General features: G+C 56.1%; 24 protein-coding genes and 1 pseudogene. 18 read left to right on the forward strand and 7 right to left on the reverse strand.

The genetic code is table 11. From position 1 onward, the window contains the following. Positions 1–330: 330 nt before the first annotated feature. Genes CPBF1521_RS09590 through CPBF1521_RS09600 form a run of 3 tightly spaced genes read right to left on the reverse strand, consistent with a single transcriptional unit; the run spans position 331 to position 2,790 of the window. Entirely contained in the window at positions 331–1,272 is a 942-nt protein-coding gene (locus tag CPBF1521_RS09590; RefSeq protein WP_147295436.1) for a hypothetical protein, read from the reverse strand. Next, positions 1,269–1,907 carry a site-specific integrase gene (locus CPBF1521_RS09595; RefSeq protein WP_115676818.1) on the reverse strand — a complete coding sequence of 213 codons (639 nt, stop codon included), beginning with the start codon at positions 1,905–1,907 and terminating at the stop codon, positions 1,269–1,271. The genes CPBF1521_RS09590 and CPBF1521_RS09595 overlap by 4 nt, the downstream gene beginning before the upstream one ends. A 28-nt stretch (positions 1,908–1,935) precedes the next feature. Then, on the reverse strand, positions 1,936–2,790 hold the full coding sequence (locus tag CPBF1521_RS09600; RefSeq protein WP_080764663.1) for a hypothetical protein: 855 nt from the start codon (positions 2,788–2,790) through the stop codon (positions 1,936–1,938). A 229-nt stretch (positions 2,791–3,019) separates the two neighbouring features. Here CPBF1521_RS09600 and CPBF1521_RS09605 point away from each other — a divergent pair, with 229 nt between their 5' ends. The 8 genes and pseudogenes from CPBF1521_RS09605 (at position 3,020) to CPBF1521_RS09640 (ending at position 9,674) form a co-directional block, all read left to right on the forward strand. Further along, positions 3,020–3,415 carry an H-NS histone family protein gene (locus CPBF1521_RS09605; RefSeq protein WP_080764664.1) on the forward strand — a complete coding sequence of 132 codons (396 nt, stop codon included), beginning with the start codon at positions 3,020–3,022 and terminating at the stop codon, positions 3,413–3,415. 172 nt (positions 3,416–3,587) lie between these two features. Next, the gene (locus tag CPBF1521_RS09610) at positions 3,588–3,815 is read left to right on the forward strand and encodes a hypothetical protein (RefSeq protein WP_046931837.1); all 228 of its coding nucleotides are present in this window, start codon (positions 3,588–3,590) and stop codon (positions 3,813–3,815) included. 269 nt (positions 3,816–4,084) lie between these two features. Beyond that, the gene (locus tag CPBF1521_RS09615) at positions 4,085–4,564 is read left to right on the forward strand and encodes a JAB domain-containing protein (protein ID WP_115676819.1); all 480 of its coding nucleotides are present in this window, start codon (positions 4,085–4,087) and stop codon (positions 4,562–4,564) included. A gap of 195 nt (positions 4,565–4,759) precedes the next feature. After that, complete coding sequence (locus CPBF1521_RS09620) at positions 4,760–5,827, forward strand: ankyrin repeat domain-containing protein (protein WP_115676820.1); 1,068 nt, start codon at positions 4,760–4,762, stop codon at positions 5,825–5,827. A 144-nt stretch (positions 5,828–5,971) separates the two neighbouring features. After that, positions 5,972–6,648 (forward strand): annotated as a pseudogene (locus tag CPBF1521_RS09625) (thermonuclease family protein). A gap of 90 nt (positions 6,649–6,738) precedes the next feature. Beyond that, positions 6,739–7,602, forward strand: coding sequence for a sce7726 family protein (locus CPBF1521_RS09630; protein ID WP_115676821.1), 864 nt, complete (start codon positions 6,739–6,741; stop codon positions 7,600–7,602). Positions 7,603–7,646: 44 nt separating this feature from the next. After that, positions 7,647–8,627: a sce7725 family protein gene (locus CPBF1521_RS09635; protein ID WP_147295437.1), complete on the forward strand. Its 981-nt coding sequence runs from the start codon at positions 7,647–7,649 to the stop codon at positions 8,625–8,627. 180 nt (positions 8,628–8,807) lie between these two features. Then, positions 8,808–9,674, forward strand: a complete 867-nt coding sequence (locus tag CPBF1521_RS09640) for a hypothetical protein (RefSeq protein ID WP_147295438.1) — start codon at positions 8,808–8,810, stop codon at positions 9,672–9,674. On the opposite strand, the gene CPBF1521_RS09645 is transcribed toward CPBF1521_RS09640, so the two are convergent. Both CPBF1521_RS09645 and CPBF1521_RS09650 read right to left on the reverse strand, forming a co-directional pair. Next, complete coding sequence (locus tag CPBF1521_RS09645; protein ID WP_147295439.1) at positions 9,671–10,030, reverse strand: hypothetical protein; 360 nt, start codon at positions 10,028–10,030, stop codon at positions 9,671–9,673. The two genes, CPBF1521_RS09640 and CPBF1521_RS09645, sit on opposite strands and share 4 nt — an antisense overlap. Before the next feature lie 101 nt (positions 10,031–10,131). Next, positions 10,132–11,301, reverse strand: a complete 1,170-nt coding sequence (locus CPBF1521_RS09650; RefSeq protein WP_115677100.1) for a site-specific integrase — start codon at positions 11,299–11,301, stop codon at positions 10,132–10,134. Between the two features lie 734 nt (positions 11,302–12,035). Here CPBF1521_RS09650 and CPBF1521_RS09655 point away from each other — a divergent pair. The 4 genes from CPBF1521_RS09655 to CPBF1521_RS09670 all read left to right on the forward strand — a co-directional run bounded on the left by CPBF1521_RS09655 (position 12,036) and on the right by CPBF1521_RS09670 (position 15,214). After that, a complete protein-coding gene (locus CPBF1521_RS09655) occupies positions 12,036–12,482 on the forward strand; it encodes a hypothetical protein (protein WP_002811388.1) in 447 nt (148 codons plus the stop codon). An 80-nt stretch (positions 12,483–12,562) separates the two neighbouring features. Then, positions 12,563–13,687 (forward strand): DUF4062 domain-containing protein, encoded by a 1,125-nt coding sequence (locus CPBF1521_RS09660; RefSeq protein ID WP_115676822.1) that lies wholly within the window; start codon positions 12,563–12,565, stop codon positions 13,685–13,687. A 31-nt stretch (positions 13,688–13,718) separates the two neighbouring features. Continuing rightward, the gene (locus tag CPBF1521_RS09665; RefSeq protein ID WP_115676823.1) at positions 13,719–14,219 is read left to right on the forward strand and encodes a hypothetical protein; all 501 of its coding nucleotides are present in this window, start codon (positions 13,719–13,721) and stop codon (positions 14,217–14,219) included. A 104-nt stretch (positions 14,220–14,323) separates the two neighbouring features. Next, the gene (locus CPBF1521_RS09670; protein ID WP_115676824.1) at positions 14,324–15,214 is read left to right on the forward strand and encodes a MobA/MobL family protein; all 891 of its coding nucleotides are present in this window, start codon (positions 14,324–14,326) and stop codon (positions 15,212–15,214) included. A gap of 224 nt (positions 15,215–15,438) precedes the next feature. Here CPBF1521_RS09670 and CPBF1521_RS09680 read toward each other — a convergent pair whose 3' ends face one another. Both CPBF1521_RS09680 and CPBF1521_RS09685 read right to left on the reverse strand, forming a co-directional pair. Further along, positions 15,439–15,831 (reverse strand): hypothetical protein, encoded by a 393-nt coding sequence (locus tag CPBF1521_RS09680; protein ID WP_115676826.1) that lies wholly within the window; start codon positions 15,829–15,831, stop codon positions 15,439–15,441. Positions 15,832–15,879: 48 nt separating this feature from the next. Next, positions 15,880–16,191 (reverse strand): hypothetical protein, encoded by a 312-nt coding sequence (locus tag CPBF1521_RS09685; RefSeq protein ID WP_115676827.1) that lies wholly within the window; start codon positions 16,189–16,191, stop codon positions 15,880–15,882. A 150-nt stretch (positions 16,192–16,341) separates the two neighbouring features. On the opposite strand from CPBF1521_RS09685, the gene CPBF1521_RS09690 reads away from it, so the two are divergent. The 6 genes from CPBF1521_RS09690 to CPBF1521_RS09720 all read left to right on the forward strand — a co-directional run bounded on the left by CPBF1521_RS09690 (position 16,342) and on the right by CPBF1521_RS09720 (position 26,545). Continuing rightward, the gene (locus tag CPBF1521_RS09690; protein ID WP_115676828.1) at positions 16,342–16,683 is read left to right on the forward strand and encodes a helix-turn-helix domain-containing protein; all 342 of its coding nucleotides are present in this window, start codon (positions 16,342–16,344) and stop codon (positions 16,681–16,683) included. Positions 16,684–16,845: 162 nt separating this feature from the next. After that, positions 16,846–18,549, forward strand: coding sequence for a type IV secretory system conjugative DNA transfer family protein (locus CPBF1521_RS09695; protein WP_181901183.1), 1,704 nt, complete (start codon positions 16,846–16,848; stop codon positions 18,547–18,549). A 39-nt stretch (positions 18,550–18,588) separates the two neighbouring features. Continuing rightward, the gene (locus CPBF1521_RS09700) at positions 18,589–19,050 is read left to right on the forward strand and encodes a hypothetical protein (protein WP_115676829.1); all 462 of its coding nucleotides are present in this window, start codon (positions 18,589–18,591) and stop codon (positions 19,048–19,050) included. A gap of 740 nt (positions 19,051–19,790) precedes the next feature. After that, on the forward strand, positions 19,791–22,730 hold the full coding sequence (locus CPBF1521_RS09710; RefSeq protein ID WP_115677102.1) for a peptidoglycan-binding protein: 2,940 nt from the start codon (positions 19,791–19,793) through the stop codon (positions 22,728–22,730). Between the two features lie 303 nt (positions 22,731–23,033). Then, positions 23,034–24,332, forward strand: a complete 1,299-nt coding sequence (locus CPBF1521_RS09715; RefSeq protein WP_115676831.1) for an HlyD family secretion protein — start codon at positions 23,034–23,036, stop codon at positions 24,330–24,332. Then, positions 24,329–26,545: a peptidase domain-containing ABC transporter gene (locus tag CPBF1521_RS09720; protein ID WP_115676832.1), complete on the forward strand. Its 2,217-nt coding sequence runs from the start codon at positions 24,329–24,331 to the stop codon at positions 26,543–26,545. The genes CPBF1521_RS09715 and CPBF1521_RS09720 overlap by 4 nt, the downstream gene beginning before the upstream one ends.

Genomic DNA, 26,545 nt, shown 5'->3' on the forward strand with positions numbered 1-26,545 from the left:
CAAGAAAATGACGATAGTTGGTCTTGATCTTGACACGTGCACTGATGACCTTATGGTGCAGCTCTATCCTGAGGACATGCGCATGCAAACTCTTCCACACGCTCAACTAGCTTCCCCTGGGTATCAGATTTGGCTGAGAGCTTTCCTTCGTGCACTGGATGAGTGTGCTCCCGACGATGCGAAGGAATTCGCTGAGCGAGCAGTAGATATCTATCAGAAGCGGTGGGTTGATTCGAGCGTGGACAATCGCGAAAGATTGGATGAGTCTGAGTGGCTGATCACGCTTCAGACAAGACGGGAGAGCGAAATGCTGGATCAAGCCCTTCAAGATCAAGGCTTGGTCGAAAATGAAGAAATTAGTGCAGGAGCTTGTGGAGGCGTCGCCAATGCCATTGCTGGCGCCGGTTCCGGCTCGGGATCACTGGTCGGCTGAAGTGGGATGCCGGAAAGATATGGCGCGGAGACCTGCGGTTTTGGCGCTAACGGCGGCCCGACAAAAGACCTCAGTTCGTCGGTGCTCTCGAAGTATGCAGAGAAGCCACCGCTCTGTGACATGACAGTTGCGCTGAGGGGCTGCGAATTTACACACACCGCATTTACGTATTCTTGAAAATCGTCAAGCGGAAGGCCTAAGTAATCCCAGTGCGCCGCTCCGCTAGTGCTGTCGATAATTCGAGTGCGAAGGCCAGGCAAACTATCGAGCCAAACGGACTCGCGCGCACGATATCTGATTGAGCCTATTGGATCGCCATGTTGGCTCAGTGCTACTGTCCCTAGTTCGAAATTGATTGCGCGTTTCCTGGCCATCAACTTCCAGGGAATCGTTCTACATCGAGATTTAACTGCAAGTAGGTAGGGCATCAGCATTAAGTTCGCATCGGGCGGTTGAGTGCCCACCGGCTCAGCCTCGTAGAAGACGACGTGATGGCACTGCGCGGATTGCCGAATCCTGCGGAGATTATCGATGTTTGTCTTGTCTGAACTCGTCGGTGATGAATTGCGAAGCCAGTCGCAAATCATATTGAATGAATTCTTCGTGGGCTTCGACCATTCCTCGTTGATCTTATCTCTCGTTGCCTTGACTTCGATTAACAGTAGACGATCGTCTTGCTCGGTAATGTAGTCTCCAAGTTTGTATTCCGCATACTTCGAGAGGCCGACGTAGCGAACTGGCATTGGGACTGAACCGTCTGGCGGCTTACGCTTGATTGTCTGCGTCCACTGCCAATCGCGGATTGCAACTACGACCGAGCTTTCGGAGATGTTCGTCACTTATGCGCCTCCGGTTGGATAACTTCCTGCGTGAGAGAGAAATCAAGGATCGCTAGTCCCGGGGTCGCGAAATACTGGGATGTGGTTCCCCTGAGTTTCTCTCGGGGTATGAACTCACGGAAACAGGCCGCGTGATGTTCGTCATCGAGCTCGTGCCCAACGATCTGGGCACGCATCTCGGAGGCTACGCCCTTGCCTTGGAGTTCTTGGATGATTGACTTCCGTAGTGAATAGAACCCACGCTTTGCCGGCGGCCATTGGCTGCCCATCTTCTTCAAGTAATTGCCGATGGCCTTGGTGATCCAGTTCCCACGGTCATTGATGACGTCGATCTTGCCCTTCGGAGACAGTTGCGACTCGTGGGCTTTAACTAGACTCTGCATGTGATCTAGGAAACCCGGCCGGATAAGTTCAGGGAGGATTGGAACCGCGCGGGAAGGCTGAGGTCGAACAGACCCACCAGAATCTAGCGCGCCGAGGGCGTCTTCCTGCTCCACAGGATTTAGCGGCGCGCCAGCGTGTGCGATCGCTTTAAACAAAGCGAGATGGAGGCGCTCTTCGTCGAGCGAGTGAGAGGTATGCCAAATGCTGACGCGCATCCATGGCTCGAAAGCATCGTAGAGCGAACTCGTCATGAAGCATCCTTTTCAAAAGCTGATGGTCTTAGTCTTTGCGTAGGAAGCCGATGTGGTTCACGGAATTGATATCAGCGATAAAACGCCCTGAGCCTGACTCTCGGGCGTAATCGAAGAGGAGAAGATAGTGACCAACCATCTCATCAATGCTGGATAGACTATAGCGCGCGAGGATAGGAGAAACGCGATCGCGCAGAAGGGCGATACGGAAACTCTGACGTATCGCGCCAAAGTTGCAGTAATACGTGTCGTGCGCTGGCCAGAGATTCCAGGGGCGAACGATACCCCAGAACCCCAGCCATCGGCCGGTGTGCTGAGCCATAATCGCTGACTCAAAACGCACGAAGGCATCATGGACGGCCACCTCAGGTCGGTCTTGGCCTGGCATGCGAATCGTCATGGAGCTTGTCTTAAAGCTCGGCCACTCGACTAGTTGTTCAAGCAGCTTTTGAGGCCCGCGCGACACCGTGTTGGACCGACGCGTGCGATCGCCACCCGCGCGGGAACGGCTTTCATCATCCGTGGCCTCGACTTCACCAGTGCCCGCTTCTTCGCTTTCGGGCGTCAGTGACGGGATCAGCACGATCAGTTTGGTGTTGCGCTGCTCCCACTGGGCCACGGTCCGATCGGTATCATCGTCTTCCCATGGATCACCATAGCTTCGGGTGATGTCGCACTCGTCGCCGTGGGGTAGGGCGTAGAAGTGAGCAACTTTGCTGCGCCGCCCTGGGCTGGGCCTGGACGCCGACCTGAAATGAGCAGTTGCCTCGCAATAAGGGCAACGCAGATGCGGCTTCAATGCTCGGCGAGCTGACACATCCAGGTCCGCCACTTCCTGGGCCGTGTAGTCCTGGTCGCTTCGACGATCCCTTGCTTTATCCATAGACACCCCCTGTCTTGGCCCACATGCTTTCAAGGGTTGTTCCAGTAGTCAAGCTGTTCAAGTTGAGGAGGCCGACCTGCCTCATGCCCTCCCGATACCCAAAAAAGACAGAAGTCGCTGCGGAGCAATACGATAGAATAGTAGAGCTTGTTGCTAAATCGACGTGCAGCTTTACTGCAATAGATTTCTCACGAATAATTTGCTAATCAACCGCTTGGAACAGTCCTGAATGACAATCGCGTCTTTGAGTGCCCTTGCCGCTGCTAAAGAAAAATTGGCAGAAGAAATTCGGAAATTGGAAGAGCAGGAAGCTCAGCTACGCCAGCAGCAATCATCTGAATCCTATACAGAGATCGTCAAGTTGCTCGACCAATACACTGGCCATTTCAGTGCAAAGCAGAAGTCAGAGATTGCCGCTCTGATAGGTGCTGGTGTGGCTAAGCCAAAGAAAGCTACTTCCACAAAGAAAGAAGTAGCGCCGAAGTATTGGTTGCCACACAACCAAGAAACGTGGTCAGGGCGTGGACGTCCGCCTAAGGCATTCACAATTTGGCAGGGCAGTGCTTCTTACAAAGAATGGAAAGCCAAGCACCCGGATGAGAAGTTTCCTAAATATCCGGGGTGAGCTTTACAAAGCCCCGTGGTGTGATGCTTTTTTAGAAAATGTGGGGCTTGGCGGGGCTGCTTTGCGCAAACGCGCGTAGAAGGGCGCTAGGCCCTCCTGCGCCGGCTTCTCACCTAGGAGGGCGCGGCCATGTGTCTCAGACGATGGGACAGTGCTGCCGATACTTAAGTCCATGGACAGAGCCGAGCTGCGCTTTCACCTCGAACGCCTAGATGAGGCTGTGCCCGCTTTGCGGGCCTCCAGTCCTGACCGGCGCCACTTTTGGCAAGCCTTTGCCAGCATGGTCTTTGCCATCGAGAGCAAGGCGTTAACGAGCGAAGACGCGCAGTTCGTCGGCCGTCGAGTCGAGGAAATCTTGTCGTGGCACGGGCTCGAGAGCAGCGACGAAAACGCCTGCTGACATCAATCGCTGCCCGTCCATCTGCCATCCCTTTGACCCGCAAGCCTTGTTGGGCATGCATGGTGCTGTCCACCAGCGCTGGGCCTCTGAAAGGGACCTTAGCTTCGCTGTCCCGACCGCAAGGACAGGCCTCCTTCTCGACGCTGGCGCTTTGTTGCGGCCCTTCGCTGCGCGCTGCTTGCGCAGTGCTCGCTCTCGGGTGCGGTAGGGCCGGACGCTTCGCCTGTCGGTTCCCACGAGGCGCACAACGCGCTGGTGGAGAAGAACCGATGAAGCGCACCCAAGATCTGAAGGCTCAATACCAACTCCAGATGGACGAAGAGGGCATCTTGCTCGCAGCAGCCACCATCCTGGAACAACGCCTTCAACGGCAAGGCCGCATCCACAGCCCCGAGCAAGCCGGTGACTACTTGATTGCCCGCTGCGCTCACCTGCCGCACGAAGTCTTCGGGGTCGTCTTCCTCGACACCAAGCATCACATCTTGGCAACCGAACATCTCTTCTTCGGCACCATTGACGGCTGCGAGGTGCACCCTTGGGTGGTCGCCAAGCGCGCCCTCGAGTTGAACACCGCTGCCGTCATCCTTTTCCACAATCACCCGAGCGGCAATCCGGAGCCAAGCAATGCAGATCAGCAAATCACCGATCGCTTGACGCAAGCGTTGGCACTTCTCGACATCCGGGTGCTGGATCACCTGATCATTGGCGGGCGCCAGCACACCAGCCTTGCAGCAAGGGGGTGGGCATAGCCCTCCCTCTCTTGGGTCTTTGCTGCACAAACGATGAGATTGCGCAGCGTCAGACAGGCGTGTTCAATCTCGCTAGCTGTGCATTGACATCGATGATCTGTAAGTCCCGTTTGGGCTTGTCCAATCGACTGACGCTGTCACGCTGCGATCTTGACGAAAGGCGTGATGGCGTTAAGTTGAAGGGGAGGAGAGAAAATGGACCAGGCACTTAAAAGAAAGATTAGACAGGCAGTGAAGCAGGGGAGTGAGGCGTATGTGATGTCACTTTGTCAGGCTCAAAGCGATAGCGATGCTGCTGCACGCTACGCCATTGAGGTGGCAATCACTAGCGGCAAAGAAAGCTTGGTTGATCAACTGGTGCCACTGCTGTCAGAGTCATTTGAGGTCTATCCGCTTGATGTGGCTGCTAAGGCAGGATCACTGCGGGCGGTCGAGCGGCTCATGGCGTTTTGCAATGCTGAGGATGACGAAGCATTAGTGCTTGCTGCCAGGCACGGGCACACGGAGTGCGTCAAACGCCTGCTCAAAGAGTGCAGCCCTCTTCAACACGACTCACTTGCGCTGTACGAGGCAGCGCGCCATGGTCATGCGGATGTGGTCTTTCAATTGCTCCTGTTCTCAGATGCCAAGGCACAGGACAGTCGAGCATTGATTGCCGCATGCAAAGAAGGACATTTGGAGGTGATCAAGCATTTGTTGCCGTTTTCATCGAAGATCCAATGTGCGCTGCATGGCTTGGCAGCGGCAGCGGAGAACAACCATGTCGACGTCGTTGAGTTCTTGATCGAAGCTGGCCTCCCAGATCCCGAGGACACCTACACATTGTGGCTCAACGCGGCTGCTGCGAAAGGCCATGAACGCCTGGTGCGCACCTTGCTCGGGGCGATTGTGACAACCCACCGTGCGCCTCGTGACTTTGGCGAAGAGGCGCTGCGATCTGCGGCACGAAATGGGCATGCAGGTATCGTCAAGTCCATCTTGGAATTTGCGCACAAGACCGCCTATCCCGAATTCGCTTTGCACGTCGCACTCGAAAATGGCCATGATGAGGTGGCCGACATCTTGGTTCGCCGAGCGAACTTAGATGATGTGCGGGACCTGATCACAGACGAAGCGATTGAAGCGAAGCTTGATGAGGCGGTTGCCAGAGTTGACGCAACTAAGCAGCACAGAGAGCTTCAATCAAACGAGCGCAAGAGAGTTGCGCAGAGCGATGCGGCGGAGCAGGTGACGATGAGTTCATCTCGTAGCGTGCGCTTGTAGCACTCTCGCTGGGCCCCGGGAGCTGTTCATCGAAGGTCAGCCGGGCGTCATAGATCTCGCTCTCTTGGTTGCTTCCCGCTAAAGTGCCTGGCCTGTCGCAGCCTGGTGCCAAGTCCAGGGCAGTCTTGAAAGGAAGTGGTGTAGGTGTTCAGAGGTTTGGTGTTTTTGGTTTTTGTGCTTGCCACATGGTCAGTGGGAGCCGCAGAGCTGGTTGGTCGTGCGACCATCACAGATGGTGACACGCTCACCTTAGCGAAGAAGCGCATCCGGCTGTGGGGCATCGACGCCCCCGAGAGCGCACAGCAGTGCACCACCCAGGATGGGCATTCTTGGCCATGTGGTCGGCGGTCCGCCGCTGCGCTGGACGGTTACCTGTGGGACAAGACTGTTCGCTGCCAACCCAAGGATACGGACCGCTATGGCCGGGTGGTCGCGGAGTGCTTCGTCCAGGGACAGTCCGTCAACCGTTGGATGGTGCGCTCGGCTGGGCGGTCGCGTATCGGCAATACACCACAGCGTTCATCGCAGACGAGGCCGACGCGCGTCAGCAGCGGCGCAACCTCTGGCAGGGGCCTTTCCAGATGCCTGCCGACTACCGGCGCGGCAAGCGGGAGGAAGCGCGCCAGGCGCGTGCCGTTGTGCCGCTCGTATCCGGCAGTTGCCGCATCAAGGGCAACATCTCCCGCCAGGGCAAGAAGATCTACCATGTGCCCGGTCAGCGGGACTACGAGCGCACCAGCATCGACCTGAGCCGTGGCGAGCGCATGTTCTGTAGGCCCGAGGAGGCGGCGCGGGCAGGATGGCACCCCGCAAAGCGCTGACGGAGCTTTGTGAAGGAGGATCACTGACCAGTTGGCGTCCAAGCCCAGCTTGTGGAACACTTGCGTATCAGTTCCCTTGGGCACCGCGCGATGTCGGCGCAGGACAACATAATTTCGTGGCGCCAAGCGGCGCAAGCTTTGACCCGCCCTGTGCTAACGCAGGCTGGACGGACAGGCGACGGTCGATTCATTCGCAAGATCCTGGCTGACGCCGGGCTGCCGGCTGACTCGGGTCAAACGGTCGCTCAGCTGCTAGACGAGGTCTTGGAAGGGCTTCGACGGAACTATCGCTGCGAATATTTCTACAAAGCGACCATTGCCGATCGCATCGTGTTTGGGAGGCATAGTCCCCGAACGGCAAGTCTGCATGTCGAACTTCCGGTGGGGCGTTCGATTGTCGATTTAGCTGTTTTTAATGGGACTTCAACGGCCTACGAGATCAAGACAGAGTTCGATAGCCATCGTCGACTGTCAACGCAAACTCCAGACTACTTGAAGGTGTTCGAGCGCGTCTATTTGGTGACCCACCCATCGATCAGTCCAAGCTATTTGCGCGTGCTAGATGAGCAAGTAGGCATTCTTACGCTTCAATCGAACGGGTCGTTGCGGGAAATTAGGCCGCCCAGTAGCTCCGGGGCCGATCTAGATAAAATATCGCTATTTGGCATGCTTCGCAGTCAGGAGTATTGCCTAGCTTTGCAGCAGCAATTTGGTGCGCAGCCAGAAGTCCCGAATGGGCTTCGCTACGAGCACTATCGCCGTTTGTGGGAAATGTTGTCGATCGAGGAGGCGCATCGCTTGTTCGTTGCGGCCATGCGGGGACGCACTACCACGGAGTCGACGGCAAAGTTTGTGCGCGCACTGCCCCGCAGTTGCCGGGTTCTCGGCTATGCCACACCTCTGTCTACCGCTCAGCAAAGGCGTGTCTTGAATGCACTTCATGATCTGAATTAGGATGGGTCGAGAACCGGCGCAGGGGGCGCTGCTTGGGGATAAGGATGTATGTTCCGTATATGTATGGCCGCCGATCTGAGCTATTGGCCATTCGCGCGTTGCTTGGCCATGCTGATCGAGATATGACGCAGTGGCTTCCTGTTGTGGAGCCGGTCATCGCCCAAGTCAACGACCTCGCAAGGTGCATCAGTCTCTGCCAAGAAGCTGGTCAAAGTATTGGTGTCATCGTCAATCCGTACAGGCATCAGCTTCGGGACGAGGATGCGCTGTCGGCTTGGCAGAACGAGATCTGGAACAAACTCAATGAGGCACCAGCAATAGTGCCGACCTTCCTAGCCGATGCGCGGGTTACACGATCTGGTCTTGAAGCATTCTTGACGCGCTTTCCTGATCGAGATTTAGCGGTGGTCGTCAGCGATGACCATTTGTCACTTGGCAATGCCCAGTGGCTCAGCAGGCAAGCCCACGTTCGTTGGTTCTTGGTATTCACCGATCATGTCGGTTCTCAAACGATAGCGGCGCTACCAGCACCACGCACCATCTGGATGAAAGATTGCTTTATCAGTCAGGTGCGGAATGCCGACTATCAAGGAGCAGACTTTTTTACCGATCGCCATACATTCTTCCGAGGACGCGCTGCCGGGATTGGCGACTACCTCTGCTTGGGTAGGGCATTTCAAGATGGAGGTGGACCGCCTGGGGCAGTTACTATTCATGCCGCTTACAAGGACCTGGCAAGTCAGCATGTTCGTATTGAACACTTCGTGTCGGATGATCAGATCCAGCTTCAAGTTGACACGGCGGTGAAGTTCTTGCAAGCGGCTGGGAAGCTTGTGAATCAGGTGCGTCGGCGGCCGAATGAATTCGGTTCAAATCCCGCGTTGAATGAGTTTGAACGACTAGTTCAAGAATCGCTTTTTCCTCAGCTCGCTGGTAGTAAGAAACTACAAATTATCCATCATATGTGTCTGATGATGGATGTCTTGCAGGGACGCTTATCGAACGCCGCTCCTCATGCTAGATAGAGTGATGTTATCACGAGCAGGGTGACGAATGTATTTGATGAATTTTCTCACAAACTCGTCATATGCGGCAGGCAGCGTGACTTTGTTCTTTGATCAATTTTCCACTCGAAGCTATAGGTTATTAGGAAATTTACGCCCATAAAGGATTGGCCTTTTGAGCATGCTGATAGGGAATTCGTAATGGCAAGATTAGCTGAAAGTTCTGTTGCTTTTGCTTTGAGAGATTGGCAATGGGGGAAAGGGTTAATCAAGAAAAAGAGTAGAGGGATTTTCATCAGTCTGTCCGGAAATGCCGATAAGAAATTCGGCGATCTTAAAATTGGCCTGGGAGATAGGTTTTATCTTTTTGAGGTTAAGTCGACTTGGGATACGGTCGAAGAAGAGTGGCAGAGGCCGATTGTTAAAGGACGTAAGCATGCGCATCTTATGCTGCGCTCTGTGATTGAGGGGGTGGCGCTAGAGAATCAACAAGCAATTAATATTCTGAATGTTTCGCTCATTGCGCATCACTTCGTCTACGCCGATGTCAACGGGCCTCGCCCTAAGCTTGTTATAGAACCATATGTGCTTGGAACTCATCGGAAAGGTGGATTCTCTGAAAGCAAGGCGCGTGAGCCTGACCGAAGCGTTGCCCAGAAAAGAAATCTCCTTGTTGGACTTGAGTTTTTGAAGCGTTATGCACTTGGGCTGAGATCAAAAGAAAAGGCTGCGCCAGGTAAAATAAATTTCGAAATACCAGAAAACTGGTCTCCTGCTCAATTTTTTGGGTCCGCCGTTGCTATGCTTGATTTAGAAAACAGAGTATGGCGAAAGGTGGGCGTGAATATTGACGACTTTGATCGTTATATCCAATTCCTGTGCGACGGAAAGGATGAGCAAATGAGCGCCATAGTTGCAACAGCCAACGGTTCTTTTTTTGCGTTTAGTGAGAGTACAGCAGATTTGCGCGAGCTGATCTTTGAGTTGCGAGAACATCTCACATCAAAGGCTAAACCAAGCTCAGAGCTGAGTCGTTTGCCTGGAATGCGCTTTGCAAAACGTCGTTAGTATAAAAATTTGCGGACAGGCTTCCTGGGCATGGAAACGATGTCTCGTTTGATTTTTTTTCTGGGAGCTGCAGCTTGAACCGTTTTACGGTCTAGTGTTAGTTTGGCGGCGTCCCCATTCATATTGTCGCGCCTTCCTTTGTGAGGAGCTTTTTTTATGGACGCTACTTCCGTCGATGCACAAACTTTGTCAGGGTTGATGCTGGATCGAGAGATGGTTTCGTCGTGCATATTCACGAGCGCTAGATGTTGCTCAAATAACCTGGTCGCCTTCAACGCCTCCCGTTCCGCGCGCTTGGGGGAAACGCGCGTGAGAGCGGCTAAGAAGGCCTTTGTCCAAAATTCATCGGGTGTCATGAGGTTATTTCCGTGTTCGTAATGCAACACCTATAGGGCAGCGTAAAGCGCTGTCAAGGTCAGCAAACCACGATGGTTGTCTTGGGCTGGTATTCCATATATTAGGGATACATCCTCGCTCCCTTCCTCAGCCGCTCCCTAAATTGCCCTCGCACATAGCTCGGCAACGTCACAGCTGGCTGATAGTGGCCAAGGGCTTCGACTTGGATCTTCCGGGTGTTCCCGGCCGACTTGTGCACGTAGTTGTCTTGCAGAACAGGCGCCTTCTTGTTGAGCGCGTGACCTGTGATGAGAGCGATGTGCTCAACCCGCACGCCCTTAGCATCAAGCTCCGTTGCAAGCGTGTGTCGGAACGCATGCGATCCGATCCCTTTGCCGAAACCTAAGCCCTTCAAGTAAGCAGCAAACTGGTTGACGAAGCCCTGGCTGTAGCGCCCGTTAGGCTCACCGGTCTTGCGGCAGGTGCCAGCAGACAGGTTGGGGAAGAGGCGTGGGTGGCCGGACGCTTTGATGTCGGCCAGGAAGTCGAGGAAGCCTGCCTGGATGAGGCTTGCGTGGATCGGCACCTTGCGAATAGCACTCTTGCCTTTCAGGCTTTGACGGCTGCGCTTGCCAGCGCTTTGCGCCAGATCCTCGTCCACGGTCTTCTGGATCGAGAAGCACCACACGCCTTGATCTTGCACGATGTCGGCCACTTTAAGCTGGGCGATCTCATTGATCCGGGCGCCTGTGAAAAGGGCAATGAGCGGGCACCACCAACGGTGCGGATACTTCTTCGCCCAAGCCAGGAAGGTCTCGGGGTTGAAGATCTTCTGGATTTCTTCTATTGAGAGCAGCCGCTCGGGTTCATCCTGATCAGCCAGCAGCTCTTCTCGGGCCGGTTTGAACGCATCCATCGGCGAGTGAGGGATGGCGCGCGCTTTGACCAGTGTGTTGAAGAAGGACGCGAGGAAGCGCCGATGCAGTTCCAAGGTGGCGTTGGCCGGCTGTGGCCGTCCTTGACGTTGACCCTTGGCGATCAAGGCTTCGACGCTCAACCCTTGGTTCTTGGGGTTGGTCATGAAGTCCTCAGGTGCCCAACGCAGCAGATCCCACATCTGGTAGATGTGCGTGTGGTCGATCCGAGCAACGGAGGTGTTGCCGCTCACGCGTTGAAGGATGGCAAGCGTCCGACGATACGCATCGATCGTGGTGGTGCGAAGGTTCTGCCGCTCTTTGTCTTTGAGGAAGTCGTCGACCTCTTCAGAGAGGAGCCGCGCCGGGGTGGCCAGGGGCAGCGGTTCTGGATAGCGAGTTCCGGATCGGCGAAGCCGCCGGAGCTTTTCATGATGGTCGTAAGTCGCTTGGACCAAGTCTTGAAGGTGAAGCGCGCCGGCTCGGTCTTGAACGACCATGTCAGTGAATTCGACTTTGCCGATGCGAATGCTTCGAATGAATAACTGACCTTTGGGGTGCTGCAAATACTTGTGAAGTTGAGAGTGTTTAAAGTGCATCTACGATCCAATTTTTGAGAAGGTAGACGTTTGATAAGGGGAGGGGATTTTCTGTCAATGATAAAATAGGACAGAAATTTAGTGCCGATGATTGCCTAAGGCGATCTCAATAATTGCCATTCAAACAGCTGTATTTTCAGTTCGACTTTCATAAAAGATTTTACGGACAAGCTATATGGGGCAATGATTGCAGTAGTATAAATGGGTTTTAAACCATCAATGCGCGTGTAGTGTTTAAAAGTAAAAAACCGGGAGAAAGTGAGAGACATCTCACTTAAAAAAATGAACGCAAGTTAAACGATGGTGGGGTTTGCCTAATCTAATCATTCTTAAGAAAACAGTTAGGCAATCCGAGTTCACTGTGTTCTGCCTTAGCAAACTCCCGAAACGCAGTCTCAGCTTTTGAGACATAAGTAGTCTGAGATAGCGCTCGGAGACCGGAGCTTATGGGCGTCCGGATCTGCAAGGCTGTGCCTTGGTTCTCTTGATTAACTACTAATGGAGTTCGACAAATGGGCATCCCGTTCGATGTATCTGGCGTGGTCGGTAGCCTGGTTGCAGCAGCTGTTCTCATTGTTGCGAAGTGGGCGTTCGACAAGCTTAGCTTTTGGGATGAGAAATTTGGCTTGATGATCAATCGAGCTGAACTGAGGAAGATTGAGTTGCTCAGGGCTGACCCTGTCCACATCACGCATTTCCTATTGCTTCAAGGCATTTACTGTTTCGGCGCATTGGCTATTGGGCTGATGCTGCTGCCGCTGGCTTTTATGGATGGTGGCATGAAGCTACTCACGCCAGGACTGTGGTGCGTTGGTTTAGTGATTTATTTTTGCGTTGTGTTCCCGGCAGGCATGATGGTCCGCGTGCGGAAGGGCGATGCCTACATCAAGCGTCAACAAGAGCGCATTGCCCGAGCTGAAAAGCGACTTGAACTCCGCCGGCAGCGAAAGACCCCATAGCCCTGCTTGAAGTAATGATGGTCACCTGGTTTTCGCCAAGTCAAGGTTAGCGTTATCCCACCGCTCAACATGGGTAATACATGAAAATCTTCATCAGTTCGCTTATCACGGGAATGGAAGCCGAGCGAGCAGCGGTCAAGCAGGCCATCGAGCTTTTCGGTCATGAAGCCATCATGGCGGAGGACTTTGGAGCGCGTGCCAGTTCTCCCCAGGTCGCATGCCTCAATGGCGTGCGCGAGGCGGACCTCGTCATGCTCGTCCTTGGGCCTCGCTACGGAGCCAAGCAGGCAGGAGGCGTCTCGGCTACCCACGAGGAGATAAATGAGGCCCGGAACCGTAAGCCGCTCCTCATGTTTGTGCAGTCCGGCATGGAGGCGGAACTGGATCAAGCCGCACTGATTAAGGAGATTGGCAAGTGGCAAGGTGGTCAGCACTGGGATGGCTTCGTCTCAGCAGATGACCTAGGCCCAAAGGCGGCGCGCGCTATCCATAAGTTCCAGCTGATGCAAGCAGTTGCCCCCCTTGACCCAGCAGGACTGCGCGATCGTGCACTGACACTCTTCCCACGGATCGAGCGCGGCTATCAGCAAAGTGGCACGGTCTTGCAGCTTGCTGTTGCAGCTGGACCGGACTCAACAGTGCTTCGCCCCGCCGAGATGGAAGCTCAGCCCCTCCTTGATGCCATGCAAGAGCACGCACTCTTTGGAGCTCCAGCCGTTTTCGATCGGAGCCTAGGGATGAAGGCGGGCTTGAACGGTGAGGCGCTCGTGCTGGTCCAGGAAGCGCAGCGCAGTGACGGCGCGTCGATCCGACTTTGGCCCAACGGAGATGTCCTGATCAGTTTGCCTGTTCCGCCACCAGAGCGCGGCATGGGGCTACCGGTCGTCTTGGAAGAAAGCGTCGCTGAGAAGCTCGAAGCGGCGATCGCCTATGCCGCCTGGCTCCTGGGTCAGATTGACCCCACCGAACGGCTTAGCCATGTCGTTTCTGCTGTGCGATTGCTGGGAGAGCATGCCGGCGCTTGGAGGACCCGCGCAGAGCACGAAGCAAGTCCCAACAGCATGCAAGTGCCTTGGAGACAGGGAGAGCATCAAGAACCGGTGCTTCTCACGCCAGCCCACCAAGTCAGGCAAGCGCTATCCATGGACATGCAGCGAATCGTAGAAGATCTGGTCGTGCTGCTGCGCCGTCGTTGGATTAACTGAGATCCAGTAGAACATCAACCGGGAGAAATCAATGAGCGTTCCCGCACAAGCTTTTGCAGATCGGCTGCCCAATGATCTTTGGCCTGGCAGCATCTTTCTTTTCCGAGAGAGTTGGGCGCTGTTGGTCAACAGTCAGCAGGAAGAAGTTGAGCCTGTCCTCGCATTCTTGGTGCTCCAAGGCGAGCACACAGGCTCGCTCTTGAAGGTCGGAAAAGGAATGCCGCCATGCCTGACTCTGGCCGAACCGTTCGGATGGTTCGCATCAGTGAAAGAGGGGGTGCTCCCGGCGCATGACGTGGTGGATACTGCATCACTCTCACTCACGTCAGATGGACCGGTCGTTGTTGGTCAGATGCCTAGCCAATGGGGAGACGGCGAAAAGATCGCTTTTGGCATGCATGGACAGCCCCTTGGTGACCATCCCCGTGGTGCGGTCAAGCGCTTTGCCACATGGAGTGTTGAGCTTTGTCATCCCGCCCAGCCTTTCGTGAGCTTGGGGCGGATCTTTGAGGTCGATCGAAGTATGTCCTGATTCCATAACAGGCAAAGTAGAACGCTCGAAAATAGCTGTCTTACGCTCTTGAGCCTTGCTAAATCTTGAGTCAGAACTGATGAACTCTGACTCAGGAAACACACATGGCCATCTATCACACCCGCATCAAAACTTACAGCCGAGCCAAAGGGCATTCGGCGCTTGCCGCAGCGGCATATCGCGGTGGTTATCTGCTCACCGATCCCGCCTCAGGTGCGCGCCACGACTACCGGGGTAGGGCGGGCATCATCCAGTCGCGTTGCCTGGCACCACCTGGTTCGCCGGCATGGGCGGATGACCCGCAAGCACTTTGGGCCGCTGCAGAAGCGGCAGAGCGACGCTGCAACAGCACCGTCTGCCGCGACTTCGCGGTTGCGCTTCCGCACGAACTCGATGACCCCAAGCGCTGGGAGTTGGTGCTCGATATCGCACATCGCCTGATTGGCCGCTTTGGATTTGCGTTGCAAGCGAGTCACCATCGCCCGAACAAAGATGATCCGCGCTACTTCTATGCGCATCTACTCGCCACGACTAGACGGATGGAAGCATCGGGAATGACGGCGAAAACGCGTGTGCTAGACGGGCGCATGAATGGCAAGGAGGAAGTTGAGTGGATCCGCGCCATGATCGCTGACCGGATCAATGCACACCTTGCCCAAGCCGGCATTGGAAAATCGTTTGAGCATCGGCCCTTGACGGAACGCTTAGGGGCGATGCGAGGCAACGGGGTCTTTGTCCAAGGACAAGCAAGCTTCGAACAGCTTCTGTCCCGCTACCGCCAAGATGGGCGACTGTTGAGCGTGCCGGATGGCCACACGGCGGAGCAGGCCCAGCGTGAGCACCAAGGGCCAGGCATGGACACTTCTGTTAATGAGGCTTCGGTGGCGCAGGTGCCCATCATGTTGTCACCCACTGGCGGGCTCAGTTCAAGTAGGGACGACGAAGCTCTGTCAGCAAACCAAGAAGATCGAAGCGGCCATCAAGATACGCATTGAGGGCGTCTGCCATGTGCTGGTCAACGCCAAAGCCGGCTGCGTTTTGTTGGGCGATCCAGCTTTCAACATGAGCTTGGCGGAGTTGATGTTCTTGCTGGTCGAGGGGCATAGCGGGGGAGTGGACGGCAGAAGACATAATGACGAATCCAGTGTTGTGGTTCTTCGATTCGTAGCAGAGAAGCCTTCGCCGTCAAGCCCAGTCGCCTAGCCCAATGGTCGCTCGGTCAAAGCTTCAATTTTTCGTTGACCGCCTGACTGACCAGCTCATACCACCGGTTCATCTCGGTCTCGTTGCCGAACTTGATGGTCCACACGGGATGATCGATGTCTTTGACATTGAGCGTCAGCGTCCCTTCGCGATTGTAGTTGTGCCAGTGCTTTTCCCAGGACCGGACATCACTCAGCGCATACGCCTTGATGCGATTGCCGGCTTTGAACTTGATCGATGAGCGGGCTGTTGACACAGCAATGCGCGTGTTCTTGTAGCCATAAAACCGCTGGAAGTCATGGTCAAATGTTGCGTTGTCACTGCGCGTTTTCACCGTTTTGGCAAGCACCAAGAAGATCGCGGCGCAGCCAGCGAAGAAGACCAGGGTAAGAAAAGTGCCGACCGTCATGTGAGTTCCTGAGGAAAGGATGGGATCGCCGTTGATCGCCAACGGCGGCTATTGGACGCGGGCAGTGATCTTCCAAGTGCCGCCCACCTTGGTGAAGGTGTAGACCCCGTCCATTTGATTGCCGAAGTCTTGACCCAAGGCCTTCACCTTGGCGCTGGCATCGCACGTGTAGCTGGGCGCACCGTCCGCCTTTTGGCACTGGTTGCTCTTGAAGTCTTCGATCCTGGCCTCGTCATTGCTGTTCTCTTTGACGAACTGCAAGAAGGCAAATTCCCGCTCAGACTGCGATGGGCGACCTCCCGAGCAGGCACCCAAGAAGGCGATCAACATCCCGACAACGGCAAGGCGTGCTTTGCGCATACAGATTCCTAAGGGGGGCGAGGAGAGGGCGGTGCCTCGGCAATGGGAAGGCTTGAACTTGACGCGCGGCCATGTTACTGAAAAAGTAACAGACACCACAAGTGGGAGGCGCCATGCTCGTTCGTCACATTGCATGCCTGTGGTCACTTTTTGGATCCGAAAGACGCTCGCCTCATCTTTGCCAACCGCCTAAGACAGGCGCGCCTGGCTGCTGGGCTGACCCAAGAGGCCTTAGGTGTGGCAGCCGGGATAGCCGCTGAGGTGGCCCGCACGCGGATCAATCGTTACGAGCACGGCGTCAACGAGTGTGATTTGCGCACCGCCAAGCGCCTGGCCGATGCCCTCGGAATGCCACTGGCTGCCTTCTTCGCCGAGACCGATGAGGTGGCAGAGGCGATCCAAGCGCTCGCGAAGCTCTCCGTCGAAGAGCAGCGAAAAGTCGTCGTCGAATTGCAGCTCAAAGCCCAGCGCAGCGATCTACCCAGCTCATAGTGAGAGGGTCCTTGCTGGTGCCTTGGCATACGTGCAGATCAGACAATTCCTACACGGATGCCAATGCCCATCCGATCTGAGCGGGCGGTGTGATCCTGTAATCTTGCGAGCGGACGGTCATTTTCAAACAAGCCAGGGATCACCGATGGAAGGCAGCGCTCAATGACCGGCAAGATCAAGCTCAGTGTCGCCATCGCGCTCTTGCTCCTCGCCCTCATTGCAGGGGTCTACCTCTCCGGTCAGTTGATCCTGATGCTGTTGAAAGTGGCTGGGCCGCTCAGCTTCGACACCTATTGGTCTTACGTCAAAGCGCTCGACCTCCCGCAGTTCGCTCCCTATGCCACCAAGATCAAGCTGGCTGGCGCCATTGGCTTCGGCGTGCCGCTGCTGGCCTGGATCGCACTGCTGATCCCGCTGTTCAAGCCGAAGGCGGCCGCCTTGCATGGCGATGCGCGCTTTGCGTCCGGCAGTGATCTGGCCAAGAAGGATATGCTCAAACCATCGCCAACCGGCATCGTGGTCGGCAAGCACGGTGGCAAGTTGGTGCGCCTACCTGGGCAACAGTTTGTGATCCTGGCCGCGCCCACGCGTTCGGGCAAGGGTGTGGGCATCGTCATTCCCAATCTGCTCGACTACCAAGGCTCGGTGGTGGTCCTGGACATCAAGCAGGAAAACTTCGATCTGACTTCCGGCTGGCGCAAGAGCCAAGGCCAAGAGGTCTTTTTGTTCAACCCCTTTGCCGAAGACGGGCGCACGCACCGCTGGAATCCGCTGAGCTATATCTCGCCCGATCCCGCGTTTCGCGTGTCGGATCTGATGAGTGTGGCGGCAATGCTCTATCCAGACGGCTCTGACGCCCAGAAGTTCTGGGTAAGCCAGGCGCGCAACGCCTTCATGGCGTTTACGCTCTATCTGTTCGATAGCTTGGACGATCAGATCAAGCGCAAGCACCCGAAAGACACCTGGATGTTCCCAACCCTAGGCTTGCTCTATCGCGTGTCGTCTGGGGATGGGAGCGACTTGAAGGGCTACCTTAAAAAGCTTTCTCAGCGCGACTTCCTGGGCCGCGACGCCAAGATGGCGTTCGACAATTTGCTCTCGCAAGCCGAAGAGACGTTCGCCTCGATCATGGGCACGTTCAAGGAGCCGCTCAACCAGTTCATCAACCCAATCCTGGATGCGGCCACCAGCGGCAACGATTTCTTGCTCACCGATGTGCGCAAGAAGAAGATGAGCATCTACATTGGCATCCAGCCGAACAAGCTGGCGGAAAGCCGCCTGTTGATCAACCTGCTGTTTAGTCAGCTCATCAACCTCAACACCAAAGAGTTGCCGCAGAACAACCCGGCGCTCAAACATCAATGCTTGCTGCTGATGGATGAGTTCACGTCCATCGGCCGGGTCGACATCATTGCAAGCGCGGTGAGCTACATGGCCGGCTACAACATCCGCTTGCTGCCGATCATCCAGAGCATGGCGCAGCTGGACGCGACCTATGGCAAGGATGTCTCGCGCACCATCATCACCAACCATGCCTTGCAAATCGTCTACGCCCCGCGCGAGCAGCAAGACGCCAACGACTACTCGGACATGCTCGGCTACACCACGGTGCGCAAGAAGAACAAGTCGCACACGAGTGGCAAGCAAAGCAGCGTGTCTTACTCCGAGACCGAGCAACGCCGTGCCTTGATGCTGCCGCAAGAGTTGAAGGCGATGGGCTTTGACAAGGAGGTCTTCCTCTACGAAGGCATCCCAAGCCCGGTGCTCTGCGAGAAGATCAAGTATTACGAAGATACCTACTTCACCAAACGGCTGCTCCCAAAAGCCGAGGTGAAGAAATTATCTGCCGCCGTCTCGGGCTCATGAAATTAGCTCTTGACGAAAAATCCAAGCCATTGCCGGGAAATGAAGATGCCATTTGTAAATGAATTTATTCCTGAGCCAGATGTTGTTAAATACGACCTAGAAGCGATCGACAGAGACTTCGTGGTCGGTGGCACCAATGCAAGAGACTGGACAATTGATCGTGATCGCGACATGTATTTGCGCAATGTCGCAAACGGTGGCGGCACTGAAATTGAAGTCAGAAACCAGACGAAATTTTCCTTCTATTGGCATGGAGAGCTCCTGACGCTGAGACTGGATTTGGTCGACGGTGGAGGCGCGCGAGGTCAGCCCGGCTGGTCCCATTGGAGACTGATGTGGATCAATGGAGGAGAGGGACTGCCTGAGCATCTCAAGGCCGACAAGGAGCGATTCATAGTTGACCTCAAAGAAGCCTTGCTTGCATACAAGGATTTTGGCGTCCATTCCAGGAACACGGACTACCACATCGTTTTTGAAGTCGATGAGGGGTGCTTGGTGTGAATGGCTCGATATCTGCCCAGGACGCAATCGATAGAATTCGTCAGAACCCTGGCGATTACCAAACACCAGAATCGCTGCGGTCGCTCGCCGCTCAGGTGGATGCAAATGCCTCAGGCAAGGTCACTGTTCTTTATAGTGGCCCGGCAGCGAAGGACATCTGGTCGACTGATGTCATTGGATCGATGATCGAATCTGGCGAAGACATCCGGGTTATCGATAAAAGCCAGGCATCGAAGTTTCTGAATTCCCGCGAGTTCTATACCGCGCTCGCCGACATCTACGAAATTTCGCCTCGTGAGCTGATAGATGGGTCTCATCGGGGGCCTGCCACAGAGTGGCTTTACCACCCCACGCAAGGTCCTTGGGCAGATGCGTCTGGACGGTTTGCAGATGCAACCGTAGGTGAGGTTCATGCCATCGTGGGCGACGCTCAGCCAAGCCGTGTCTTTGGCGAAATTGAAGTGCCTCGCATTCTTGCCAATCCAAACGTCACCTCGATTGAGGGCCTTCCGCGTGAAGCGCTGGCCGGTGTGAAAGACCGGCTCGGTCAGCAAGCAGCCTTTGAGCTGATCGTGGCCCGTGCGCGTGAACACGAGGGCATGCTGCGCATCCCAGCCAGTGATGATGCGCTCCGCGAGAACAAAGTTCTGAGGCTCGACAACAGAGAGTATTTTCGCGGAACGGCCATTGAAGGAACATCAAAGGCGTTAGACCAGAGCACGCTTCCGCTCAGTGAGCGCATGAAACCGCCAACCGAGCATGCCCAAGCGGGTCAGCAGCGCTGGGATGAGTGGCAGGGACGCAATATCCAGACCACGCCTGAGCCTGAGATCCCAGGCTTGCGTCGCGCCGGGATGACAGCAGGGCTTGCGGGCTTGGGTGTTGCCGCGACCGCCTACGATGCGTCTCAAACCGGCGAGCGTGTTGGCACGCTGTTGGCACAAGACAACCTCACCGCTGCGCGTTCGGAAGCGTTGCACTTTGCTGCCCGAGGTGCCGGCGGCTGGGCGGGAGGCGCCGCCGCCGCCGCCGTTGTTGGCACAACCGGCGCCGGGCCCGTCGCGCTGGTGGTGGCCGATGGTTATTTGTTCAGTGCTGCTGCCGACAAAGCGGCGACGCTCTGGGACAACCGTCAGATCTATACACAGACCGACAAGCAGGGCGTGAGTTGGGAGTTCAACGGCAGCCAGTGGCTTCGCCAAGAAAAAGCCGACCTGCAAAACGATGGCGTGGATACCCAACAGAAGCAGGGCATGTTCGCGCTGCCAGAAAAAGCGCGCGAGCTGAACTATCACGCCAGTAGCGAAGCGACCGAGCAGGCGCTGGGCAAGGTGCAACCCAGTAATCCCTATGTGCAGCCATCCAGTGACGCAGATGCGGCGCATCTCTACGCACGGGATTGGAGGCATGATCCGGCAAGTGGCCAGTGGTCACGGATGGTCGCCGATGAAGTCGACCGGAACGATCGTCCCATCTGGACGGTGGATCCAGCAAGCCCCGAGCGAAGTGCCGCGTTGGACCAGCAAGCAGCCCAGGTGATTGACGCCAACATTGCCCGTGGCCCAGCTGCGATTGCCGCGACGTATCAAGCTGCTTATCAGCGCAATGGTTGGGACGACTTTGGCCCCTTGCCAGCGGCCGTGCAAGCCGCCTTAAACCCCGACTCACTGCAAGCATCGGACGGCAGGCAGTATCAGCGCGATACGCAAGGCCAATGGCGGCATGATGGCGTTGCTGCCGAAGGCAATGTCCCGTTGGAACTCAATGCAACGCGTGAACGCTTGCAACCGGCCTTGGAGCAGCATGCGCAGGCAATGGCACAGATGCCCGCGCGGCAAACGCCAACGGCGCAGCAACAAGACCAGGCCAATACTGAAGCGACGTATGCCGCCTATGGCGTTGCGCCTAATGCTCAGAACGCAGGCGCGATCCAGCTCGCGGTGCAACGGACACGTGAGGCAAACGGGATCGATGCAGCGACCAGCTCTTTGGCATTGGAGCGTGATGCGACCGGTCAATACTCGGTGGACAGCCCCATCCAGCATTTGAGCCGTGACGCCGATGGTGTGGTGCGTGTTGCAGCAACGACCAGCACTGATGAGATCCATCAGGCACTTGGGCAGGTGCAATCAGTTCGGCAGGATCAACCACCTTCGACGGGTGCACCCGAGCTGCGCATTGAAGCGCAATCGCCCCAAGAACGTGACGCTTATGAGCAAGCCTTGCGGGAGGTCAATCGGCAGGGTGTTTCCACGCAAGAAGCGCAACAGGTCGCAAGCTTCGCAGCAATGACGGTCACAGCTCCGCGTGTAGACGAAAGCCAAGCGCCTCAGGCAGCCATTGAGGCGCAGCGGGATCGAGACGCTGCACGCGCACCCGAGGGGCCTGTTGTTGCGGAGACGGCAACGCCGGCCCCAGTTATGGTGCCTGCACCCCTTAATGCGCAAGTGCAGGAAGAGACTCGTCCGGTTGCCAAGCCTGCCGAACCGAAGCCCGAACCTATCCCGCAACGCGAACCCCAAGAAACCCGAACACCTGAGGTTGCCGCACCCTCGGCAGCCGGCGCAGTCCAGCCGAAGGCAGAGGCAGTGGCGCCAGCTTCTGCAAGCGCATCTGCGCCGAGTGTCGGATCGCCTTCATCAGCTCTCACGTCTCGTGAGGAAACCCCAACCCAGGCAACTGTTCCAACGCCGCCGTCATTTCAGGAAGTGGAAGGGCTGCGCCTGGGCGACCGAGGGCAAGAGGTTGAGTTCTTGCAATATCGCTTGCAGCAAGTGGATGCGCGTGGTCCAAACGGCCAGGTCGTGCCGCAAGACGGGCACTACGGTCCAGAGACCGAACATGCCGTGAGGCAGTTCCAGCAGGAACAAGGTTTGCCGGCAACGGGCGTTGCCGGCCAAGACTTGGATGCTGCATTGTCCCAGGCACAACACGCGCGCCGAGAAGCTCTGAAACCCACGGAGCCTGCATCGGCAAATGCAGCAGTGGAGCAGGGCAGCGAGCAGCAAGCCCGAGTAGGAATGCCGCAGAACGACGCGCCATCGGCTGTTCTATTGCAGGCAACGCAGCAAGAGGCGGTGCGAGCGCCGTCGCCGGCAATCCCAACACAGAGCGAAGCGCCGGCAGAGATCGTCTTGCCTGAGCGCACGTCGTCCTCCTATACGTTATCGCCGAGCTTCGGTGGGGCTGGTGGGCGTTCAAACCCAGGTATGAACGATGAGGACCGGGTCGAGCAAGCGAGGCCCTTCCAAGATGTCGCTCAGCAGGCGTTTCCCTCTAATCATCGGGATTACGCGTTGTTCTCTGCCATCCAGGCACAACTTCCGAAAGGCACCTCCGATGAGAAAACCGCCGAAGTGCTCCATGCCGTCAAAGAGTCAGGGATCGAGCGCGCGGATCAACTCCGCAAAGTGACCATCCAAGATGATGTCGCCTTTGTCTTTGGAAAAACGCCCGGCTTTCACTCGGAAACCGCGCTCAACCCGCCATCGCCTGGCATCAAGGAGACCTTGCAGAAGACGGAGGCATTGGATCAACAACGGGCGCAGGAGATGGTGCAGTTCCAGCGCGAGCGCGAAGAAATCGACAAGAACCCAACAGGCCCCGTAATGACGCTCGCTGCCCACTCTCAGCAGCAAATGATGTCAGACGCGTCCAGTGGTGATGGGGGCGGTGGCTGATGTGGTGGAAGCCTAGATCGCCGTGATAACGACTAGGAGCAGCACGTGCTCTAAGTCGATGTTGACGCGTTCTCTGCGCTATCCGCCGTGGTCCGACTCCGCAATGTGTGGCTGCGCTTTGCGCAACGAACCTTCGCTTGACGCAACCCTTGGTTGCTGAAAAAGCAATAACGTGGGGCTTGCAACCTTAGGTTTGGCGCCAATGCCAACGCCAGATCAACAAAACGCAAATGTAATTTTAATGTCTGCGCGGGTAGCCTCAACTCACGCAAGTTGTGCAGTAGATCTCGAAGTGTAGGTGCTATGGATAGCGAGTCAGGTCAGACGGATGACGCAGAACAACCGCTCTTTCGCAAGCGAAAGGGGCCGGAGACAACTTCCACACTCGGCGACCTAAAAGATGCGTTTCCCTCGTCCATCCGGATCTGGATCGGCTGTGGCTGTGTGCTTTTCCTCTTGCTGGCCACGTTTGTTCTGACCGCGTCCTACTCCAAGCGGGAGCACGTGTCGGGCCAGATCATTTCCACGCATGGGCGAGTGGACATCCGCAGTGGAACGCCTGGCCTCATCCTGTCAACGACATTGAAGCCTAATGCCTTGGTCAAGAAAGGCCAAGTGCTCGCGGAGCTGTCAGCCGACACCACCGATGAAGCGGGTCGCTCTTTGTCCGATGAGACGATTAAGCGTGCGCTCACCCGATCAGAAGAACTGACCAAGGAGCAATTGCAAACGCATGACTTTTCCGGCCAGCGCGAGCGGGAACTGACGCGTCAAGTCGAAGAAACGAGCGGTGCGATGCAGGAAGTCGCTCGCAAGATCTCAATCTTGGAAAAGAAATACGCCAAGAACAAAGAACTGTTGAAGACCATTGAGCCGCTGCTTGCTGAGAAGTATGTGTCCAAATACACCTACCTCACCTACGAAAATGCCCTCTTGGATGCAGAGGCTCAGATCCAGGATGCCCGCGCGCAACAGTCCACACTTCGCAATCAACGTGCAGCTTTGCTAGGTGAAATCACCGAGATAAGGACGACGGCCAGCAGGCAAGCAAGTGAAATCGAGCGCGAGAAATCCACGATCGAAGATCAAGTGGCCAGAGCCAAGTCCGACCGGCTGCAGACCATCACCTCACCATTGAGCGGCACGGTCGCAGCGATCTATGCATCCCAAGGTCAGCGTATCGGCACCGACTCGATCATTGCATCCATCACCCCAAGCGAGTCGGTGTTCGAGGCTGAAATCCTCATTCCTTCAAGAGCCATCGGACATGTGACGGTCGGCACCGAGGTGCTGCTCAATATCGCCGCATTCCCGAAAGCAAAGTATGGCGCCATCCAGGGACGCATCGCATCGCTGTCAACCCAGACCAGCCCCCTTGGCGAGTTGGAGCGCCGCTATGGTCGCCAGTCGCCTACTGAGCCGGTCTATACCGCCAAGGTGGCATTGCCCTCGCAAACCATCGGAGTCGCCCAAGAAGCGAAGTCCTTCCTTCCGGGGATGGAAGTGGACGCGGAACTGATCTTGGAGGGGCGCAAGATTTGGGAGTGGATGTTTGACCCCTTCCAAACCATGGGCTCACGCTTGACGGGTGAAAAGCGATGAAGGATGTCTTGACACCAACAGCCAATAGCGATGCGGAGCCGGGTCGCTTTGCCGAACCAAGCCTGGTGTTCTCCTCGAAGCGTCGTGTTCCGCATATCCGTCAGACGGAGTCGAGTGAGTGCGGCCTGGCCTGCATTGCGATGCTGCTTTCCTACTACGGTCATGAAACAAGCCTCGGGGAGCTTCGCAACCGCTTTACGGTGTCGACCAGTGGGGCAACGCTCGCTTCGCTGATTGAAATCGCTGATGCCAATGGGCTCACAACGCGTCCGCTTCGCTTGGAGCTTTACGAACTGCCCAAGCTGTCGTTGCCTTGCATGGTCCACCTGCACCACGGGCACTTTGTCGTGCTGACGGCTGTGCGGGGCGGGCACGTGCACATCAGCGATCCCGCAACCGGCGTCAAGAAGATCAAGCTCGATGAGTTCGATGAGGCCTTTAGCGGCATTGCGTTAGAAGCGCATCCAGGCCCGGCCTTCAAGAAGATCAAGAGTGTGCCGTCGGTGTCGCTTCGCGATCTTGCAGGCTCGCTTCGGTCCCTGGTGCCCGCGTTCTGGGTTGTGGGCATCCTGGCGCTGTTCCTGGAAGGCTGTGCGCTGATTGCGCCGCAATATCTGAGGCTGACCATGGATCAGGTGCTCAGCGTCAAGGACGATGGCCTGGTCACCACATTGGCGATCGGCTTTTCGATCGTGCTCTTGGTCCAACTCGTCTTGACCGTTGCCAGGAAGTGGACTTTGTTGTGGATTTCTTCCACAACCGGCTTGCGGTGGAGCAGCAACTTGTTCCGTCACCTGGTGTCGCTACCCCAGTCGTATTTCGTGAAGCGGCATACCGGGGATATTTCAAGTCGCTTCCAGTCGATCTACTCCATCCAGCAGTCACTCACGACGAAGATGCTGGAAGCGGTCATCGATGGGGTGATGTCTTTCCTCATGTTGTTGCTCTTGATGAGCTACGACGCGCCGCTTTCCTTCGCCTTGTTGGGTTTCACCATTGCCTATGTGGGTTCGCGCTACGCCTACTACGCCAAACTCAAAGAGGCCAACCTCGACCAGATCAACATCGATGCACGCCGGCAAAGCTTGCTCTACGAGACGGTCCGAAGCATCCAGCCCATCAAACTGTTCAACAAGTCAGCGCTTTGGGCGTCGCGCTTTACGAACTACAGCGCGAAAGCGACCAACGCGACCATCGGGGCTGAGCGGATCCGCATCGGTTTTGATTCTGTCCAGCTTCTCATCCAGGGCCTGTGCCGCATCTTTGTAATTTGGGAAGGCACCCGGTTGGTGCTCAGTGGGGATATGACGATTGGGGTGCTGACGGTTTTTCTGATCTATGCGACCCAGTTCAGCCAGCGCAGCATCAACCTGGCTGACTACTTGATGCAGCTGCGGCTGCTTCGCTTGCACACCGAGCGGATTTCAGACATCACCCACAGCGAGCCTGAGTCGTTTTTGCATGGCAACGGCGCGCTGGAAGATGCCGCGCCTACCATTGCCATTGTCAATGGCTACTTCCGCTACTCGTCCACGGACAAGTGGATCATGAGCGCTTTGCAGCTCAGGGCTCCGGCAGGCCAAGTGATTGCGATCGTCGGGAACTCAGGCGTGGGCAAGACCACACTCATCCGCGTTCTGGCGGGGCTTGAAGATCTTCAAGTCGGAGACTTCTTGGTCAATGGAGAGGATCTACGGAAGGTCGGTAAGTCGAGCTACCGGAGCAAGGTCAGCATCGTCATGCAGGGAGACAATCTGTTGTCGGGAACGCTGTCGGAAAACATCTCTATGTTCGATGAGCACATTGACCAGGAACGCCTCGTGCAGGCCGCGAAATTGGCATGCATTCACGATGATATTCAGCGTATGCCAATGGGCTTCAACACCAGAGTTGGCGACTTGGGAAATACGCTGTCAGGCGGTCAAAAACAACGGATCTTCTTGGCCAGAGCCTTTTACAGGCGCACCAAGTTGTTGTTGATGGATGAGCCAACAACTGGGGTTGATGAGCAGATGGGCATACAGCTGATGAAGAACATCAGGAGCATTGGCGCGACCACAGTCATCGTGACGCACGACAAGAACATCTCTCGGATGTGCGATATGCACTATCTCTTTGTGGGCGGGATCCTAAGGCCTTTGATCAAAGAGCAGCCCAGCAAATTTGAACAGGACGAGGCCGGGGAAACGGCTGAGAAGTCCAGTCAACAATGA

This window comes from Xanthomonas euroxanthea, assembly GCF_900476395.1.
Lineage (GTDB): Bacteria > Pseudomonadota > Gammaproteobacteria > Xanthomonadales > Xanthomonadaceae > Xanthomonas > Xanthomonas euroxanthea.

Bases quoted from the DNA above. Each gene is read 5' to 3' on its own strand.
- CPBF1521_RS09680 (WP_115676826.1), bottom strand. From the start codon at position 15,831: ATGACGGTCGGCACTTTTCTTACCCTGGTCTTCTTCGCTGGCTGCGCC.
- CPBF1521_RS09660 (WP_115676822.1), top strand. From the start codon at position 12,563: ATGAAAATCTTCATCAGTTCGCTTATCACGGGAATGGAAGCCGAGCGA.
- CPBF1521_RS09695 (WP_181901183.1), top strand. From the start codon at position 16,846: ATGACCGGCAAGATCAAGCTCAGTGTCGCCATCGCGCTCTTGCTCCTC.
- CPBF1521_RS09645 (WP_147295439.1), bottom strand. From the start codon at position 10,030: ATGACACCCGATGAATTTTGGACAAAGGCCTTCTTAGCCGCTCTCACG.
- CPBF1521_RS09605 (WP_080764664.1), top strand. From the start codon at position 3,020: ATGACAATCGCGTCTTTGAGTGCCCTTGCCGCTGCTAAAGAAAAATTG.
- CPBF1521_RS09655 (WP_002811388.1), top strand. From the start codon at position 12,036: ATGGGCATCCCGTTCGATGTATCTGGCGTGGTCGGTAGCCTGGTTGCA.
- CPBF1521_RS09715 (WP_115676831.1), top strand. From the start codon at position 23,034: ATGGATAGCGAGTCAGGTCAGACGGATGACGCAGAACAACCGCTCTTT.
- CPBF1521_RS09600 (WP_080764663.1), bottom strand. From the start codon at position 2,790: ATGGATAAAGCAAGGGATCGTCGAAGCGACCAGGACTACACGGCCCAG.
- CPBF1521_RS09595 (WP_115676818.1), bottom strand. From the start codon at position 1,907: ATGACGAGTTCGCTCTACGATGCTTTCGAGCCATGGATGCGCGTCAGC.
- CPBF1521_RS09620 (WP_115676820.1), top strand. From the start codon at position 4,760: ATGGACCAGGCACTTAAAAGAAAGATTAGACAGGCAGTGAAGCAGGGG.
- CPBF1521_RS09720 (WP_115676832.1), top strand. From the start codon at position 24,329: ATGAAGGATGTCTTGACACCAACAGCCAATAGCGATGCGGAGCCGGGT.
- CPBF1521_RS09710 (WP_115677102.1), top strand. From the start codon at position 19,791: ATGAAACCGCCAACCGAGCATGCCCAAGCGGGTCAGCAGCGCTGGGAT.
- CPBF1521_RS09630 (WP_115676821.1), top strand. From the start codon at position 6,739: ATGTCGGCGCAGGACAACATAATTTCGTGGCGCCAAGCGGCGCAAGCT.
- CPBF1521_RS09700 (WP_115676829.1), top strand. From the start codon at position 18,589: ATGAAGATGCCATTTGTAAATGAATTTATTCCTGAGCCAGATGTTGTT.
- CPBF1521_RS09670 (WP_115676824.1), top strand. From the start codon at position 14,324: ATGGCCATCTATCACACCCGCATCAAAACTTACAGCCGAGCCAAAGGG.
- CPBF1521_RS09635 (WP_147295437.1), top strand. From the start codon at position 7,647: ATGTATGTTCCGTATATGTATGGCCGCCGATCTGAGCTATTGGCCATT.
- CPBF1521_RS09685 (WP_115676827.1), bottom strand. From the start codon at position 16,191: ATGCGCAAAGCACGCCTTGCCGTTGTCGGGATGTTGATCGCCTTCTTG.
- CPBF1521_RS09665 (WP_115676823.1), top strand. From the start codon at position 13,719: ATGAGCGTTCCCGCACAAGCTTTTGCAGATCGGCTGCCCAATGATCTT.
- CPBF1521_RS09610 (WP_046931837.1), top strand. From the start codon at position 3,588: ATGGACAGAGCCGAGCTGCGCTTTCACCTCGAACGCCTAGATGAGGCT.
- CPBF1521_RS09640 (WP_147295438.1), top strand. From the start codon at position 8,808: ATGGCAAGATTAGCTGAAAGTTCTGTTGCTTTTGCTTTGAGAGATTGG.
- CPBF1521_RS09615 (WP_115676819.1), top strand. From the start codon at position 4,085: ATGAAGCGCACCCAAGATCTGAAGGCTCAATACCAACTCCAGATGGAC.